We start from the raw sequence: 14436 nt of genomic DNA on the forward strand, positions 1-14436 counted from the left end.
GTTGATAGCAACCCTTTTCTGCCAGCAACCCCGGCCTTGGCCAAGCGCATGGTCGCCTGGGCAGGGGTCCCCGCTCAGCTATGGGCAACCTGACCGTCGAACAGCGGTTTGCGGTTCCCGCGGTGACGCTCGATAAGCTTCGAAATCCACTTGCCCTTTTCAGGCACCAGCCGTGCCGTCAGCGGCTGAAAATCAACCGCCGCACATTCTGGGAAAAGCTCTTTGATCTCTTGCCGCGCTTCGGGCGAGATGGCCTGCATGGTCAGCGGCCCTAGAAAGAGGCTTTCCGTGGGCGTGCCGTTGGACCAAATGATCTCATGCTGATCGAACAAGATGTGGTGATACCGAACTCCACCAGACAGGTCGTCCAAAACATCGACACCGCTCAATGGCAGCAATTTCTTCGCGGGCAGCAGGACATCCTGACAGTCGAACATCCGCTTGGCGATAGCTGAGGAAACCAAAATCCGGTGCTGAGGTGACACGATCAGATCGCGCCGCGGATAGCGAGGACCCAGCGCATTCGCCCTGATCACAATGGGTTTGAGGTGCGGTTTGTCCTCAAGCTGAGTTTGGCTCAGGCCACGAGAACCAATCCAGCAGACCGGCCGCAGCCCGTTGTCATATGTGAGGACCTGATCTCCGACCTTCAGACCCTCGACGCGAACAAGCCCCTCTGATGTTTCGATCAGTGTTCCTGATGCAAAACAGGGTACATCCTCGAATTCACCGCTCGCATTGGTGGGGCCGGTCACGACCTGATCGATTTCGATGGTGTTGTCACCATCCTCGTTCCAGGCTGCCGCGATTGCGTCGGTGTTGACGGTCAGGCCGTTGAACAATTCCAGCGGGACAAGCGCGCCGTCGTCGGACTTCACACCGAACAGAGCAATGGTCCCGTCCGGGTTCACCTCGAGCCGGACAACAGGATCAGTGTCCGAGTTTTGAAGTTGCCAAACGGCGGGCGTATTCACCTCGTATCGATCACCATCAGCAAATCGCACGGTTTGACCGGAAGTCCCGCTTATCTGGAATTGCAGTTCATTGGGTGCTCCGGCAGGGCCGCCGACAAAAAGATCAACACCGTTGATCTGCACGCTGAAGCTGTTGTCGAGCAGCCTGAAGTCGATGACAAACCCCCCGCCTGGGGTCGTGTCGGTAAATGTGGTGGATGCGCCGCCGACGATGCTGAAATCTGGCATTCAAGTCTCGTTTCAACCTGTAACCTGTTTTCTTCCCGTAGACGCGTAAACCCTTGCTTCTTCAAGACAGAAATTCGTTCATTTTGTGAAAAATTCGACCCTGACGTCAGGTCCATTGGTTTTGGCTTTGCCCTAGACCGACGTGAGAATCCGCGGGCAGCGCCCTGACGCATATTCGGGACGGGAGCACGCACCTCTCAATGACGTGTCGTGCTCAAGCGGCCTCATCCAGAGTGCGCAAAATCCAATCTCTTACCTTTCGCGCATCATCGGACAGAGGGGTTTTCTTGGACCAGACCAGATAGAACCCTTTGCCCGTCGTCCATTGCCAATCGGATCGGGCAGCCAGCAGACCCTGATCGACAAGACGGTCAGTCAGGTGTTTCCAACCGAAGGCAAACCCCTCACCGGCCATGGCCGCCTGCAGGACAAGCGCATAGTCATTCAGCCGCAGCCCCGTGTTCGGAACTGCTGTCCTGATCGAGAAATTGGCGAACCAATCGCTCCAACTCGGACGCTGACGAATGGGTTCTTCCAGATGAATGAGGCGTTGGGACAGGAGATTCGGCAGGCTTCGCAGATCGACTGCGGCGGCCATGACACGTGGTGATGCGACGGGATAGATCGCCTCGGGCGCGATCAGGGTGCTTTCGCAATCCGCCCAGTTTCCATCCCCCAGACGCACCGCAAGGCTGATGTTTTCTGCGTCGATATCCGGTTCCCGGTCACTGGATTGTAGGCGCAAGTCGATCTTCGGATGCTGACTTTGCAGATCGGCCAGTCGCGGCATGATCCAATAGTTGTTGAAGGCCGTTGATGCGCTGAGGGTGACATAGCCCGCCTGTTTGGTCTGTCGGATGGACTCAACCGACAGGGCCAATTGATCGAACGCCCGCGAGACATCAGCCAGCAGCCGCTCGCCTGCTCCGGTCAGGACGACCTGACGGTGACCGCGCGTGAACAGAGGCGTTCCCAAGCCTTCTTCCAGCCTGCGAATGGCAACGCTGACGGCGGGTTGTTGCACGTTCAGCTCCTGCGCGGCGCGGGTAAAGGATTGAAGACGGGCGGCGGCTTCGAAAACGACCAGATTGCGAGGAGAGCCAAGCTGTTTCCAGAGTTCTTGCATAAATTGTGTTTATGCTAATCATTCAAATTTTCAAGCGTCACATGAATTTTCTTGTTGATTAATATGCACCAAAAAAATGGAGTGCTATTAATGGCTCGGCGCGTACGTCAATCCCGTTCCCGCGGTTCCGAGGCCGGTTCTGTCCCGGCCTCCCCCTATATCCAACGAAAGTTGGCGTTCTTTGATCCTCTCAATGAGGAAGATCTGGCCCGTCTTGAGGCTCAGGTCGACTGGATTTTTCAGGATGTGGGAATCGCCTTCCGCGACGACCCCGAAGCGCTGGAGCTGTGGCGCCGCGAAGGGGCGCGGGTCGAAGGTGATATCGTGCGGGCCGACGCGCAATGGATTCGCAGCCTGTGTGCCAAGGCGCCCAAAAGCTTCACTCAGGTGGCGCGCAACCCCGACCGTTCGGTGGTCATCGGTGACGGCAATCAGGTTTTCGCGCCGGTCTACGGCGCACCTTTCGTGCGTGATCTGGAAGGTGGTCGCCGTTACGGCGATATCGAGTCGTTCGAGAAGCTGGTGAAACTGACCTACCTGCATCCGAACCTGCACCATGGCGGTTTCGTGACCTGTGAACCCTGCGACGTGCCGGTCAGCAAGCGTCACCTCGACATGATGTTTGCGCATATGACCCTCAGCGATAAGCCGCATCTGGGTGCCATCACCGAGATGAGCCGCGCGCAAGACAGCGTTGACATGGCCGAGATCATCTTCGGCGCGGATTTCATGGAAGACAATTGCGTCATTATGGGCAACGTCAACACGAATTCTCCGCTGTTGGTTGACCGCGTTGTTACCGAAGCAGCGCGAGTCTATTCGACGCGCGGACAAGGCATGATCGTGGTTCCGTTCATCTTGTCCGGCGCGATGGGTCCAGTCAGCACTGCCGCCAGTATCGCACAGGCCATGGCGGAGGCGATGATGGTCTGTGCTTACGTCCAACTGCTGCGCCCTGGAGTGCCTTTTGTTCTGGGCAACTTCCTGTCGTCCATGTCGCTGAAATCCGGCGCACCGACCTTTGGTATGCCCGAGCCAGTGATCTCGAACTACGCCATCGGCCAACTGGCCCGCCGTGCCGGTCTGCCGCTGCGTTGCGGTGGCTCTCTGACGGCCTCCAAGATCGAAGACGCGCAGGCTGCGTGTGAATCGGCGGATTCGATGCATTCGACCATGTTGGCCGGTGCAAACTTCGTTCTACACTCGGCCGGTTGGCTTGAAGGTGGTCTATGTACCGGTTTTGAAAAGCTGATTATAGATGCGGATCGTCTTGGTTCGTACCAGAAGGTCCTCAGCCAGGGACTGGACACAAGCGACGACGCCTTCGCCCGTGACGCCTATGAAGAGGTTGACGCAGGCGGTCACTTCCTGGGCTGTGCCCACACCATGCGCAACTACCAGACCGCATTCTACGAACCCAAGCTGAGCGACAGCGAAAACGTCGAAAGCTGGGAAGAGGGCGGTTCCAAGGACATGCGCCGCCGCGCCTATGAACGCTGGAACCAGATGCTGAACGAATACCAACCCCCCGCAATTGACGAGGCCAAGAAAGACGAACTAGCCGCCTATGTGGCCAAACGCAAAGAAGAGATCCCGGACGCCTGGTACTAAAACCGGGATCCCTTCATCTGGCCAGAAATACCTTCGGGGGTGAATTGAGCCACAGGCTCAAGAGGGGGCAGACAGCCCCCTTCCCCCATCACCACAAGAAAACGACACAGGAAATTCCCATGCCTGAGATTCAAAAAGACGAAACCACGTCTGGCAAAAAGCTGCCCTCCCACGCCAAGGTCGTTGTCATCGGCGGCGGCGTTGTCGGCTGTTCGATCCTCTTTCACCTGGCCAAGTTCGGCTGGAAAGACGTTGTCCTGCTGGAACGTGACGAACTGACATCCGGATCCAGCTGGCACGCGGCGGGTCAGATCCACACGATCAGCTCGGACCCCAACATCTCGCGCCTGCAGAGCTATACCATCGATCTCTATAAAGAGATTGAGGAAACCTCGGGCCACTCGGTCGGCATGCATATCACCGGCGGTTTCTACGCGGCGTCGACCAAGGAGTGGTACGACTACCTCAAGCGTGAACGCTCGAAAGCGCGCTACATGGGCCTGCATCAGGAATTCATCAGCCCGCAGGAACTGGCCGAGCGTCACCCGCTGATCGACCCCAAACACTATCACGCCGCCCTCTGGGACGAGCAGGATGGCGATGTCGATCCCTCGGGCGCAACTTACGCCTTCGCCAAATCCGCCCGTCACCACGGCGCGCAATACTTCACCCATTGCGGCGTGACCTCGATGAGCCAGCGCCCCGATGGAAGCTGGGATCTGAACACCCCTAAAGGCGTCATAAACGCCGAGCAGGTTGTGAACTGCGGCGGCCTCTGGGCGCGCGAAGTGGGCCATATGTCGGGCATCCACCTGCCCGTACAGCCGATGGAGCACCACTATCTGATCACCGACGCGATCCCGATGATCAAGGACCGTATGGAAAGCATGGGTGAAGCCGGTCGTTTGCCCGCGGGCATCGATTATGAGGCCAACATCTACTTCCGTCAGGAACGCCACGGCATGCTGTTGGGCACCTACGAGCCGAAATCGACCCCGTGGAAAGTGGATGGCACGCCTTGGGATTTTGGCCACGAGCTTCTGCAACCCGATCTGGACCGGATCGCCGACCGTCTGGAAATGTCGTTCGAGCGTATCCCGGCCATCGGTGAATCCGGCATCAAGGACACGATCAACGGCCCGTTCACGTTTGGCCCCGATGGCAACCCGATGATCGGCCCGGTTCCGGGTATGAAGAACTACTGGGTCGCTGTGGGCGTCATGGCAGGCTTCTGTCAGGGCGGCGGTGTTGGTCTGACCATGGCCGAATGGATGATCGACGGCGAGCCTTCGATCGACGTCTGGGCAATGGACGTGGCCCGCTTTGGCGAGTTCGCAACGCCGGACTGGGGCACCATCAAGTCCTCGGAAAACTATGAGCGCCGCTTCGTGATGACCTTCCCGAACGAAACGCTGCCCAAGGGCCGGATGCAGAAAACCACTGCGCTCTGTGACCGTCTGGTCGAAAAGGGCGCCGTGATGGGGCAAGGCTTTGGTCTGGAAAACGCCCTGTGGTTTGCCGACAACGCCGAAGACGCGCATGAAACGCCGACTTTCGAGCGGAACCGCAGCCACGACTACGTCGCGCGCGAAGTCAAAGCCGTGCAAGAGGCTGTAGGTGGCATCGAAATCGCCAACTTTGCCAAGCACGAGTTCAAGGGCGCTGGCGCGCGTGAATATCTGAACCGCACTCTGGCCGGTTACGTCCCGAAACCGGGCCGTCTGGCGCTGACCCCAATGTTGACCGAAAAAGGCCGTCTATACGGTGACTTGACCGTGGCATGCCTGGGTGACGATCACTTCATGCTGTTCGGTTCCGGCACGATGCAGGACGCACACAGCCGTTGGTTCCAAAAGGACCTGCCTGCGGATGTGAGCTATGCGAATGTCTCGGATGACTGGCACGGGATCGCTCTGTCCGGTCCCAAGTCGCGCGAGCTGCTGGCCCGTATCACCCGCGACGACGTCAGCGCCGATGCGCTGAAGTTCCGCGACCTGCGTCAGACCTTTGTGGGCGGCGTCCCGGTGATCCTGAACCGTATCTCGTTCTCGGGCGAGCTGGGCTTTGAGATCTACTGCAAGCCGATGTACCTGCTGCGTCTGGCCGAGGCGATCGAAGAGGCCGGGGCCGATCTGGGCTATCGCTGGTACGGCGCACGTGCGCTGATGTCGCTGCGCCTTGAGAAAGGCTGGGGCGTCTGGACCACCGATTTCCGTCCTGATTTCAACGCGGTCGAATCCGGCATGGATGTCTTCATCAACTGGAAGAAGGACTTTGTCGGCAAGGATGCGACGCTGAAGTTCAAGGAAGATGGCGTTGCCCGCAAGCTGGTCACCATGAACATCGACGTGGACGGCATCGATGTGTCGAATGACGAGGCGATCCTGAAAGATGGCGAAGCGGTCGGCTATGTCTCGTCCGGCGGCTACGGCCACCGCGTCGGCAAGTCGATGGCGATGGGCTATGTCGCAACCGAGAGCGCCGCTCCGGGAACCAAGCTGCAGGTGGAAATCCTGGGTGAGTTCTACGACGCCGAAGTTCTGGGCGCTCCCGCCTATGACGCCAATGGCGCCAATATGCGGACGTAAGAAAGGAAAGCCGGAATGGGTCGTCCCGAGATCAATTTTGCAGATGCAAGCACACGGGTGAATGAGCTGAACCGCTTCATTTTCCTGCTGACGCCGGGGTTCTCTGCTTTGGACCTTGGGGCCGGGATCGACTCATTGGGGGCGGCGAATGCCGCCTCCGAGCAAGCTATTTTCGAATGGAGTATCGTGAGCGAAACCGGCGAGGCGGTGACCTCATCCTCGGGGATGACGGTTTCTGTTGATGGCGGTTTGATCAAGACCCGCCGGGGCGATTGCATTGTCATTTGCGGGCCGATGACCGTGGATCGGTCGATCTCGAATGAGTTGAAATCCTGGTTGCGGCAGGGGCGTCGGTTCGGCGTTCAGCTATGCGGCATCGGGGGTGGGTCCGGCATTCTGGCCATGGCCGGGGTGGCCAGCGGCCAGAGCCTGAGCGCGCATTGGAAACAGCAACCCGTGATGGTTGAGCTGTTTCCAACGGTGGAATCCAACTGCTCGGTCTTTGTGGATGAAGGCCCGATTGCGACCTGCGGCGGAGGTGTCACCACGCTCGATCTGTTCTCATCGCTGATCGGGCAGGCCTGTGGTCAGACCGTTGCCTCCCGCGTGGCGGATCAACTGTTATATGCATCGGTGCGCCCAAAGGACGGCAGGCAGACGCAGACGGATCTGTTCCGCTTTGGCCGCCGTCATGAGAAACTGGCAGCTGCCATCATGATCATGCGGGAAAACCTTGAAAATCCGCTGTCGCCCAGTGTCGTAGCCGAAAGCGCGGGCCTCTCGACCCGACAGCTTGAGCGCCTGTTTCAGCGCTACGTGGGCACGAGCCCAAAGAACTATATGACGCGCCTGAGGCTCGAGCGTGCGCGCACCTTGTTGCAGCAAACCGATATGCGGGTGCTGGATGTGGCCATCGCCTGCGGCTTTGGCTCAGCCAGCTATTTCTCCAAATGCTTCCGCAGGTATTTCGGAACCTCTCCGCATATGCAGCAGAAGTCGGTCTGAAAGACCGAGCTGTAGTCCAAAAACCTGCACTTACCCCGCGCTGGGCGAACCTTTGTGGTGCAGAATACGCCCAATCGTGTTCATGAGGATCTGTGCCGCCAGAATGGCGGTGCTGCCCGTGTGATCATAATCCGGGGCCACTTCGACCAGATCCAACCCCACCACATCACCGCGCTGGGTCAGACCGTCGAGCAGTTCCAGCACTTCGTAGTACAGGAACCCACCATGGCTAGGCGTGCCGGTACCGGGCGCGATGGAGGGGTCGAACCCGTCGATGTCTATGGTGACGTAGTACCTGGCGCCCTCCGGAATACGGTCCAGAACAGCCTCGGTTCCCAGTTTGCGCAACTGCCGAACGGACAGGATGTCTGACCCCATACGACGGGCGTCCTCATAGCCCTCTTTTGCGGTCGACGAGACGTTGCGGATGCCGATCTGTGTCAGGCCCGAGACATAGGGTTTCTCCGCCGCACGCCGCATCGGGTTTCCGTGGCCGAACCGAACCCCGTGCCGTTCATCCACGAAATCCAGATGCGCGTCGATCTGAACAATGTGAATGGGGCCGTTCTTTTCGCAATCCGCGGCGAAAGCATCTATGCAGGGGATGTTAACCGAATGATCTCCGCCCAGAACCACGGGCAGGGCCCCGGCCTCAAGGCATTTTTCGACACCGAATTTGATGTTCTGGTGGCTTTTTTCGGTGCTGGTATGTACGATATCGGCATCGCCCAGGTCCACAATCCGGGTGGTTTCCGACGGCAGGTAGGTGATGTCATCCTCGTGGTCGTATGCACCGCCGTGCCCGAAGGAAAACAGGGTCGAGGCTTCGCGAATGGAGCGCGGGCCGAACCGCGCGCCGGGCCGGAACTGAGTGCCAAAATCGAACGGAGCGCCAAGGATCGCGATATCAGCGTCGATGGCATCCCAGTCGCTGACATAGGGATATTTGCCAAAGGTCGAGATGCCGACAAATGGCAAGTTTAACCGACCGCCTTCATATCCATGTGCGCTCATTCTTCAGTCTCCAACCGCTATTCTTGCGCCATAGTGTGGGATAATTTTCCGAAGGGCCATAGGGTTGTGATGAAGGAGGCGAAATCTATCGCCCACGTCAGCGCATCACAAACGGGTTCGACATGGGTTGATCAGAGGTGTTCAGCCACACGGTCTTGGTGCGCGTATAGTCCTGAATAGCCTCGATCCCGGCTTCGCGGCCATAGCCGGACTGGTTGTAGCCGCCAAACGGCGCGATGGGGGACACCGCGCGATAGGTGTTGATCCAGCAAATACCAGCCTTCAATCGGGACGATACCCGGTGCGCGCGGGCGACATTTTCGGTGAACACGCCGGATCCCAACCCGAACGGGGTGTCGTTGGCCAGAGCGATTGCTTCCTCTTCGGTGTCGAAAGGCAAAAGTGACATGACGGGCCCGAACATCTCGACCTTCAGGGTCTCGGTCTCGGGCGATGCACATTCCACCAAAGTGGGCGCCATGAAGTTTCCGGGTCGGTCAAGCGGCGCGCCGCCAAATCGGATGCGCGCGCCTTGATCGGAGGATTTTGCCAGTACCGTCTTGATATTGGCGATCTGCGCGTTGGTGCAAAGCGGCCCGATATGGGTTGAGGCGCTCAACGGGTCACCCACGACAACGTCTTTCATCTTCTCTTCGATCCTGGCTGCCAAAGCGTCCAGAATTGGGCGATGTATCAAACCGCGTGATCCGGCGACGCAGCTTTGGCCGGAGGCTCCGAAATTACCTGCGATCAGGCCATTGGCGGCCCCGTCCAGATTGGCATCGTCAAATACCAAAATCGGGGATTTTCCCCCAAGCTCCAGCGTGGTTACGGCGAAGTTTTCGGCCGAGTTGCGAACCACATGGCGCGCGGTTTCCGGGCCGCCAGTAAAGGCGATGCGATCCACGTCGGGATGTCGAGTCAGGGGGATGGCGCAGTTTTCTGCGTCGCCCGTGATGACCGAGACGACGCCGGGCGGGAAGCCCGCCTCCTCGACCAGACGCGCGAATTCCAGCATCGGCGCTGGCGCAATCTCAGAGGCCTTCAGCACCACCGAACACCCGGCGGCAAGGGCTGGCCCCAGCTTTGTTGCCGTCAGGAACATCTGCGCGTTCCAAGGCACAATTGCGACGACGACGCCGATCGGTTCGCGGCGGGTAAAGACATGCAGGTTGGGCTTGTCGATAGGAAGCACCGCGCCTTCAATCTTGTCGGCCAAACCAGCATAGTAGCGATAGTAGTCGCCGACATAGGCCGTCTGACTTGCCGTTTCGGCCAGAAGCTTTCCGCTGTCTTTCGTCTCAATCTCGCCGAGGCGTTCGGCATTTTGTTCAATCAGCTCTGCAAGCCTGAACAACAGTTTGCCACGCGCGGTCTGCGTCAGATCCCGCCAAGCCGGGTCATTCAGGGACCGACGCGCCGCAGAGATCGCGCGATCCACATCCTCGGGCGCGGCACTGGCGAAACTGGCCCACGCCTCGCCCGTAGCAGGGTTTTGCGAGGTCATGACCTGCCCGTTGGCGCCCTCGGTCCAGGTTCCGTCGATGAAAAGCTGATAGTGTGGGTTCTGTTGCATCACGGGTCCTTATTGAAACTTTGGCATCACGTCGTCGATGAACCGGGCCAGCGAAGCGCGCTTGCGCTCAAAGCTCATGCCGCTGTCGATCCAGAACGAGTATTCATCATAACCAAGGTCTTCATAGTGCTTCAGGCGATCCGCGACCTGTCCAGCCGTGCCAACTGTCAGATCGCGGCCCATGTTTTCAGGGGCCATCATGGTGTTGGCCGCTATTTCCTCATCCGTCAGAGTTTGGATCAGCCCTTGATTTACGGGTCGCTTGTTCTGAAACCACGCGCCGAAATAATTGTAAAAACGCGAAAGCTCTTGCGTGGCCTGATCCACATCGGCGGCGTCCTGCCCGACATAGGTGTGGTGAAGCAGCATGATCTTGGGGCGCGGTCCGTCATAGTTGGCGCAGGCATCATTGAAGCGGCCCATCAAGCTCTCAATCTCTGCGTTGCCTTGCCAGAGAGGCGTGACCTGAATGTTAAAGCCATTCTGAACGCCGAATTCGTGGCTGTTCGGGTCGCGGGCGGCGATCCAGATCGGTGGCCCTCCGTCCTGAACGGGTTTCGGGGCAGAGGTAGTGGCGGGGAATTGGAAATACTCTCCGTCATGGGCGCAATCGCCTTCCCACAATTTGGGCAGCAGGGGGGAGATTTCCCGCATGCGCTGGCCCGCGTCCCAGGCATCCATGCCAGGGATCAATCGTTCGTATTCGTAGGAATAGGCCCCGCGTGCGATACCCAACTCGATGCGCCCTCCGGTCATGAGGTCGGCAGCGGCCGTTTCGCCGGCCAGTTTGATCGGATGCCAGAAAGGCGCGATGACGGTGCCGGTACCAAGGCGGATGTTTTTGGTGTGATGCGCGATATCGACGAGGGACATCAATGGATTGGGCGCGATGGTGAAATCCATCCCGTGATGCTCGCCCGTCCACACCGCGCGCATACCGGCGTCATCGGCCATTTTGCACAGCTCGATGAACTCTTCATACAATTTCTCATGAGGCTGTTCGGGGTTGAGCCGCTCCATGTGAGCAAAGAGGGAAAACTCCATCATTCAGTCCTTTCCGAGAGGGTATGTACATCGCCCCGCTGCGCGTCGCCGAGGTATAGGGAAAAGTCGCGGGTCAGGCTTTCAAACGCAAAGCGGGACACCATGGTGGCGATGGCCGGGGTTGCGAATGCCAGGTTTGCAAGGTTTTCGATGGCAACCGCTTCAAGGTTGCTGTTGAGCGGCAAAACCGGTGCCGACGCGAGCGTATAGACATGGTGGGTCGTGGCATCGTCGTAAACTGAATAGACCGTACCCAACTGCGCTGTGATCCCGCGCGCTGCCAACTCATGATGAAGGCTTTCGCGCAGGGCTTGATGATCCGACAAGCTGATCTGCGGCGGGCGGTATCCGGCTTCGGTTTTCTCCAACAGCACCTTTCCGTCGCATTCGATGATCGCGCCGCAGACAACGGATCGGTCTGCGGCCTCGAATGCGCCGCGTTCAAGGCCGAGGCTGAAATACTGCCCGTTTGCGTATCCGAGGCCTCGGGTTTCGGCATAGGAATACGCCTCAACCTCTCCGATCAGAACGCAGTGATCTCCGGCCTCGATGGTCTGATGGGTCCGGCATGAAAACGTCGCAACTGCGCCCTCCAAAAGAGGGAGACCATGGGCGTTCAGCTGATGCGCGGTTTTCGCAAATCGATCCCCTTTGAACCCGGCGAAGGTGTTTGAAACATCCTCTTGCCCCTCAGCCAGAATGTTCACCGCGAAATGCGCGCAGCTTGCGAAGGCATCGTAGGAGGACAGGTTCTTACCCGGACAAACCAGCAAAAGCGGCGGGTCCAGAGACACGGATGAGAAGGAGTTGGCAGTAAACCCCAATGGCGTGCCCGACGCATCGCGCGTCGTTACAACAGTGACGCCGGTCATGAAGCTGCCAAAGGCGCGCCGCAGGTCGCGAGGATCGAGACCGGTCATTGTTGTACCTCGTTCAGAAAGGATGACAGGGCGGCGTTAACCTCTGCGGCATGGGTCATCGGCATCATATGAGCGGCGCCTTTGATGATCTGCGCCCGCCCGTTCGGAGCAAGCTCGGCCATGGCGCGTGACATGTCCGGGGTCGAATTGGGCTCAAGATCACCCGTTATAAACAAGGCGGGGCAGGTGAGCGTCTTCAAATCGTCCCGGCGCGGGATCGGGCTATTGGCAAACACTGTATAGGCTTGCTTGTATGCCGCAGGATCATTCGCCGTCAGCCACGTTCGGCAGGCGGCGCATTCAGGCGGATCAGTATCACCAAACCAACGCTTCAGAGTGCCCATCGGATCGGTTGGTGTTTGACCGTCAAGTGCGGCCGCGCGGGCTGTAACAGCCTTCGTGGCCTCGGCACTGCGTTCGAAAATGGCGTTCAGTGCAACGACACCGGCGACATGTTGCGGTGCCCTTGCAGCAAGATCGAGCGCGATCATTGCGCCCATGGAATGACCAACAACTACCGTTGGTCGGCCCAGATGTTCAAGAACCCGCAATGTGGCTTCTGTGTATCCCGACAGCTCTGCGCGCGTGTTGCCCAATGGGCTTTCGCCGTGACCGGGCATGTCCGGTGCGGTCAGACGCGCTGCTGATGCCAGCGCGTCTAATTGGGCGCCCCAGGCCTCGGCGCGCAATCCGACGCCGTGTAGCAACAGGACATTCGGTCCCGCGCCAGTCTGGATTGCTGAGAGCCCGCCGATCTCAGACCGCGGCCGGGTTGTCCACGTCATGGCCCAAATCCTTGAGGTCCTGATAGCGGTCGCTGATGCGGTGATGCGGCCTCCCCGAGGTCGCCGCGCCAAGCACAACAACGATCTCGTCGTCTCGTGGTGCGTCGGGGATCGCAAACTGGATGGTCAGATAGTGCGAGCGTCGCCCGGCGTCGTTCTTGTCCATCAGCGGCACCATGATCGGAGCGTTTGCGGGCCCTCGGGTGTTGGTAAAGGCGAGATATGACTTTGCGTCGACGGCCTGCCGGTAGTGATTGCCAAAGCGCAGAGTGTGAATGAGGCCCGAGGCATGCTCGACCTCGCCATTCAGACCAACCACGGCGGCCTTGCCATAGGCTTCGATCGCATCGCCGCTGCCAGCCAGCGTAATCATGCGCTTGGTCATCATTTCACCCAGGACGGGACCGTAGGCCTGGATTTCGGGCTTCAGGTCTTCGACATATCGGCCGGCCCACGGGTTGGTGACCACAGCGGCCACTGCAAACATGCGCCATGGGGTCTTTGCGGGGCGAAACCCCTCGACCAGAACCTCTTCGTCATAGGTTACGATTTTGCGTATTTCCGGCTGCATAAAACTTCTCCTGTCGCGCGGGCCGACGTTAGAAACGGGGCTGGTTTTTGACAAATGATAGAATTATGTGCTTTGACATAAACAAGACTAATGACTGGCTTGGCCTATGGCAAAATCACTTCCCCCTCTGACCTGGTTCCGTTCCTTCGAGGCCGCCGCCCGCACGCTTAGCTTTACCGCGGCGGCCGAGGAAATCGGTCTGACGCAATCGGCGGTCAGCCAGCAGGTGAAATCACTTGAATTGCGTTTGGGGGCATCCCTCTTCGTGCGCCATCCGCGCAGTTTGGCGCTGACGGATGCGGGGAGAAAGCTGTTGCCCGAGGTGGGTAAGGCGCTTGAGGCGCTGGCTGTCGCCGCCGGGCAGGTCGACACCAACGCATCCGGCGACGTTCTGACAGTCGCGACCTCGGTCAGTATCGCGCAATGGGTCATCGCCCCACATCTGCCCGCGTTTGCGCGTCAGCACCCGGACATTCGCGTGCGGCTGCTCAGCGCGATTTGGCCCGATGACTTCAATGCATCCCAGGCGGATGTACAGGTGCGGTTCGGATCGAAGAAACAAGTGGGGCAGGGCGCTGTTCGCCTGATGCCGGACCGGCTTGTTCCTTTTAGATCACCGGCCCTTTTGGGAGATATATCGGACTTGCCTTTGATTGAGGCTGTAGGGACGTCAGGTGGGTGGAGTCGATGGTTGGAAAGCCAAGGGCTACAAAGCCAGCCCACCATTTTTGTGGATACTTTCGGAATGGCGCTTCAATTGGCGGTGCATGGGGGGGGCGTGGCTTTGGTGAGTGAGCTTTTAGCAAAACACGCGCTTGATACGGGCGTGGTCGAGCGCGCGCATGACGGCTCAATCGACAGCAATGAGGGGTATTTTCTATCCGCCAACACCGCGAACCCGGCGGCGGGGTTGTTTCATGACTGGTTGTTGGATCAGGTAGGCTAACGATTAGGAGAGTTGACAGATCAGGGGCGATCGGATCACGTCAGGCGA

Annotated in this window: 12 protein-coding genes; 4 read left to right on the forward strand and 8 right to left on the reverse strand. The window is 58.9% G+C overall.

Features of this window, described 5'->3' with window-relative positions:
- Positions 1-74: 74 nt before the first annotated feature.
- Both ACXAH8_RS18060 and ACXAH8_RS18065 read right to left on the reverse strand, forming a co-directional pair.
- On the reverse strand, positions 75-1202 hold the full coding sequence (locus tag ACXAH8_RS18060; protein WP_475220129.1) for a Hint domain-containing protein: 1128 nt from the start codon (positions 1200-1202) through the stop codon (positions 75-77).
- A 214-nt stretch (positions 1203-1416) separates the two neighbouring features.
- Positions 1417-2328, reverse strand: a complete 912-nt coding sequence (locus ACXAH8_RS18065; protein WP_475220130.1) for a LysR substrate-binding domain-containing protein — start codon at positions 2326-2328, stop codon at positions 1417-1419.
- Between the two features lie 90 nt (positions 2329-2418).
- Here ACXAH8_RS18065 and ACXAH8_RS18070 point away from each other — a divergent pair, with 90 nt between their 5' ends.
- The 3 genes from ACXAH8_RS18070 to ACXAH8_RS18080 all read left to right on the forward strand — a co-directional run bounded on the left by ACXAH8_RS18070 (position 2419) and on the right by ACXAH8_RS18080 (position 7532).
- Positions 2419-3939 (forward strand): trimethylamine methyltransferase family protein, encoded by a 1521-nt coding sequence (locus tag ACXAH8_RS18070; protein WP_475220131.1) that lies wholly within the window; start codon positions 2419-2421, stop codon positions 3937-3939.
- Positions 3940-4058: 119 nt separating this feature from the next.
- The gene (locus ACXAH8_RS18075; protein ID WP_475220132.1) at positions 4059-6527 is read left to right on the forward strand and encodes a GcvT family protein; all 2469 of its coding nucleotides are present in this window, start codon (positions 4059-4061) and stop codon (positions 6525-6527) included.
- A 15-nt stretch (positions 6528-6542) separates the two neighbouring features.
- Positions 6543-7532 (forward strand): GlxA family transcriptional regulator, encoded by a 990-nt coding sequence (locus ACXAH8_RS18080; RefSeq protein ID WP_475220133.1) that lies wholly within the window; start codon positions 6543-6545, stop codon positions 7530-7532.
- Between the two features lie 30 nt (positions 7533-7562).
- On the opposite strand, the gene speB is transcribed toward ACXAH8_RS18080, so the two are convergent.
- From speB to ACXAH8_RS18110, 6 genes are all read right to left on the reverse strand, one after another.
- Entirely contained in the window at positions 7563-8546 is a 984-nt protein-coding gene (gene speB, locus ACXAH8_RS18085; RefSeq protein WP_475220134.1) for an agmatinase, read from the reverse strand.
- Between the two features lie 97 nt (positions 8547-8643).
- Positions 8644-10122, reverse strand: coding sequence for an aldehyde dehydrogenase (locus ACXAH8_RS18090; protein WP_475220135.1), 1479 nt, complete (start codon positions 10120-10122; stop codon positions 8644-8646).
- A 9-nt stretch (positions 10123-10131) separates the two neighbouring features.
- Positions 10132-11166, reverse strand: a complete 1035-nt coding sequence (locus tag ACXAH8_RS18095; protein WP_475220168.1) for an LLM class flavin-dependent oxidoreductase — start codon at positions 11164-11166, stop codon at positions 10132-10134.
- Positions 11166-12086, reverse strand: coding sequence for a flavin reductase (locus ACXAH8_RS18100; protein ID WP_475220136.1), 921 nt, complete (start codon positions 12084-12086; stop codon positions 11166-11168). Before ACXAH8_RS18100 ends, ACXAH8_RS18095 begins: the two co-directional genes overlap by 1 nt.
- Positions 12083-12871, reverse strand: a complete 789-nt coding sequence (locus ACXAH8_RS18105) for an alpha/beta fold hydrolase (RefSeq protein WP_475220137.1) — start codon at positions 12869-12871, stop codon at positions 12083-12085. Before ACXAH8_RS18105 ends, ACXAH8_RS18100 begins: the two co-directional genes overlap by 4 nt.
- Positions 12843-13442: an amino acid synthesis family protein gene (locus ACXAH8_RS18110; protein WP_475220138.1), complete on the reverse strand. Its 600-nt coding sequence runs from the start codon at positions 13440-13442 to the stop codon at positions 12843-12845. Before ACXAH8_RS18110 ends, ACXAH8_RS18105 begins: the two co-directional genes overlap by 29 nt.
- Before the next feature lie 106 nt (positions 13443-13548).
- Between ACXAH8_RS18110 and ACXAH8_RS18115 the strand changes: the two genes are divergently transcribed.
- A complete protein-coding gene (locus tag ACXAH8_RS18115) occupies positions 13549-14388 on the forward strand; it encodes a LysR family transcriptional regulator (RefSeq protein ID WP_475220139.1) in 840 nt (279 codons plus the stop codon).
- The last annotated feature ends 48 nt before the right edge of the window (positions 14389-14436 follow it).

The organism is Ruegeria sp. ABV3_008 (genome assembly GCF_056161185.1).

Bases quoted from the DNA above. Each gene is read 5' to 3' on its own strand.
- ACXAH8_RS18060 (WP_475220129.1), bottom strand. From the start codon at position 1,202: ATGCCAGATTTCAGCATCGTCGGCGGCGCATCCACCACATTTACCGAC.
- ACXAH8_RS18065 (WP_475220130.1), bottom strand. From the start codon at position 2,328: ATGCAAGAACTCTGGAAACAGCTTGGCTCTCCTCGCAATCTGGTCGTT.
- ACXAH8_RS18070 (WP_475220131.1), top strand. From the start codon at position 2,419: ATGGCTCGGCGCGTACGTCAATCCCGTTCCCGCGGTTCCGAGGCCGGT.
- ACXAH8_RS18075 (WP_475220132.1), top strand. From the start codon at position 4,059: ATGCCTGAGATTCAAAAAGACGAAACCACGTCTGGCAAAAAGCTGCCC.
- ACXAH8_RS18080 (WP_475220133.1), top strand. From the start codon at position 6,543: ATGGGTCGTCCCGAGATCAATTTTGCAGATGCAAGCACACGGGTGAAT.
- speB (WP_475220134.1), bottom strand. From the start codon at position 8,546: ATGAGCGCACATGGATATGAAGGCGGTCGGTTAAACTTGCCATTTGTC.
- ACXAH8_RS18090 (WP_475220135.1), bottom strand. From the start codon at position 10,122: ATGCAACAGAACCCACACTATCAGCTTTTCATCGACGGAACCTGGACC.
- ACXAH8_RS18095 (WP_475220168.1), bottom strand. From the start codon at position 11,166: ATGGAGTTTTCCCTCTTTGCTCACATGGAGCGGCTCAACCCCGAACAG.
- ACXAH8_RS18100 (WP_475220136.1), bottom strand. From the start codon at position 12,086: ATGACCGGTCTCGATCCTCGCGACCTGCGGCGCGCCTTTGGCAGCTTC.
- ACXAH8_RS18105 (WP_475220137.1), bottom strand. From the start codon at position 12,871: ATGACGTGGACAACCCGGCCGCGGTCTGAGATCGGCGGGCTCTCAGCA.
- ACXAH8_RS18110 (WP_475220138.1), bottom strand. From the start codon at position 13,442: ATGCAGCCGGAAATACGCAAAATCGTAACCTATGACGAAGAGGTTCTG.
- ACXAH8_RS18115 (WP_475220139.1), top strand. From the start codon at position 13,549: ATGGCAAAATCACTTCCCCCTCTGACCTGGTTCCGTTCCTTCGAGGCC.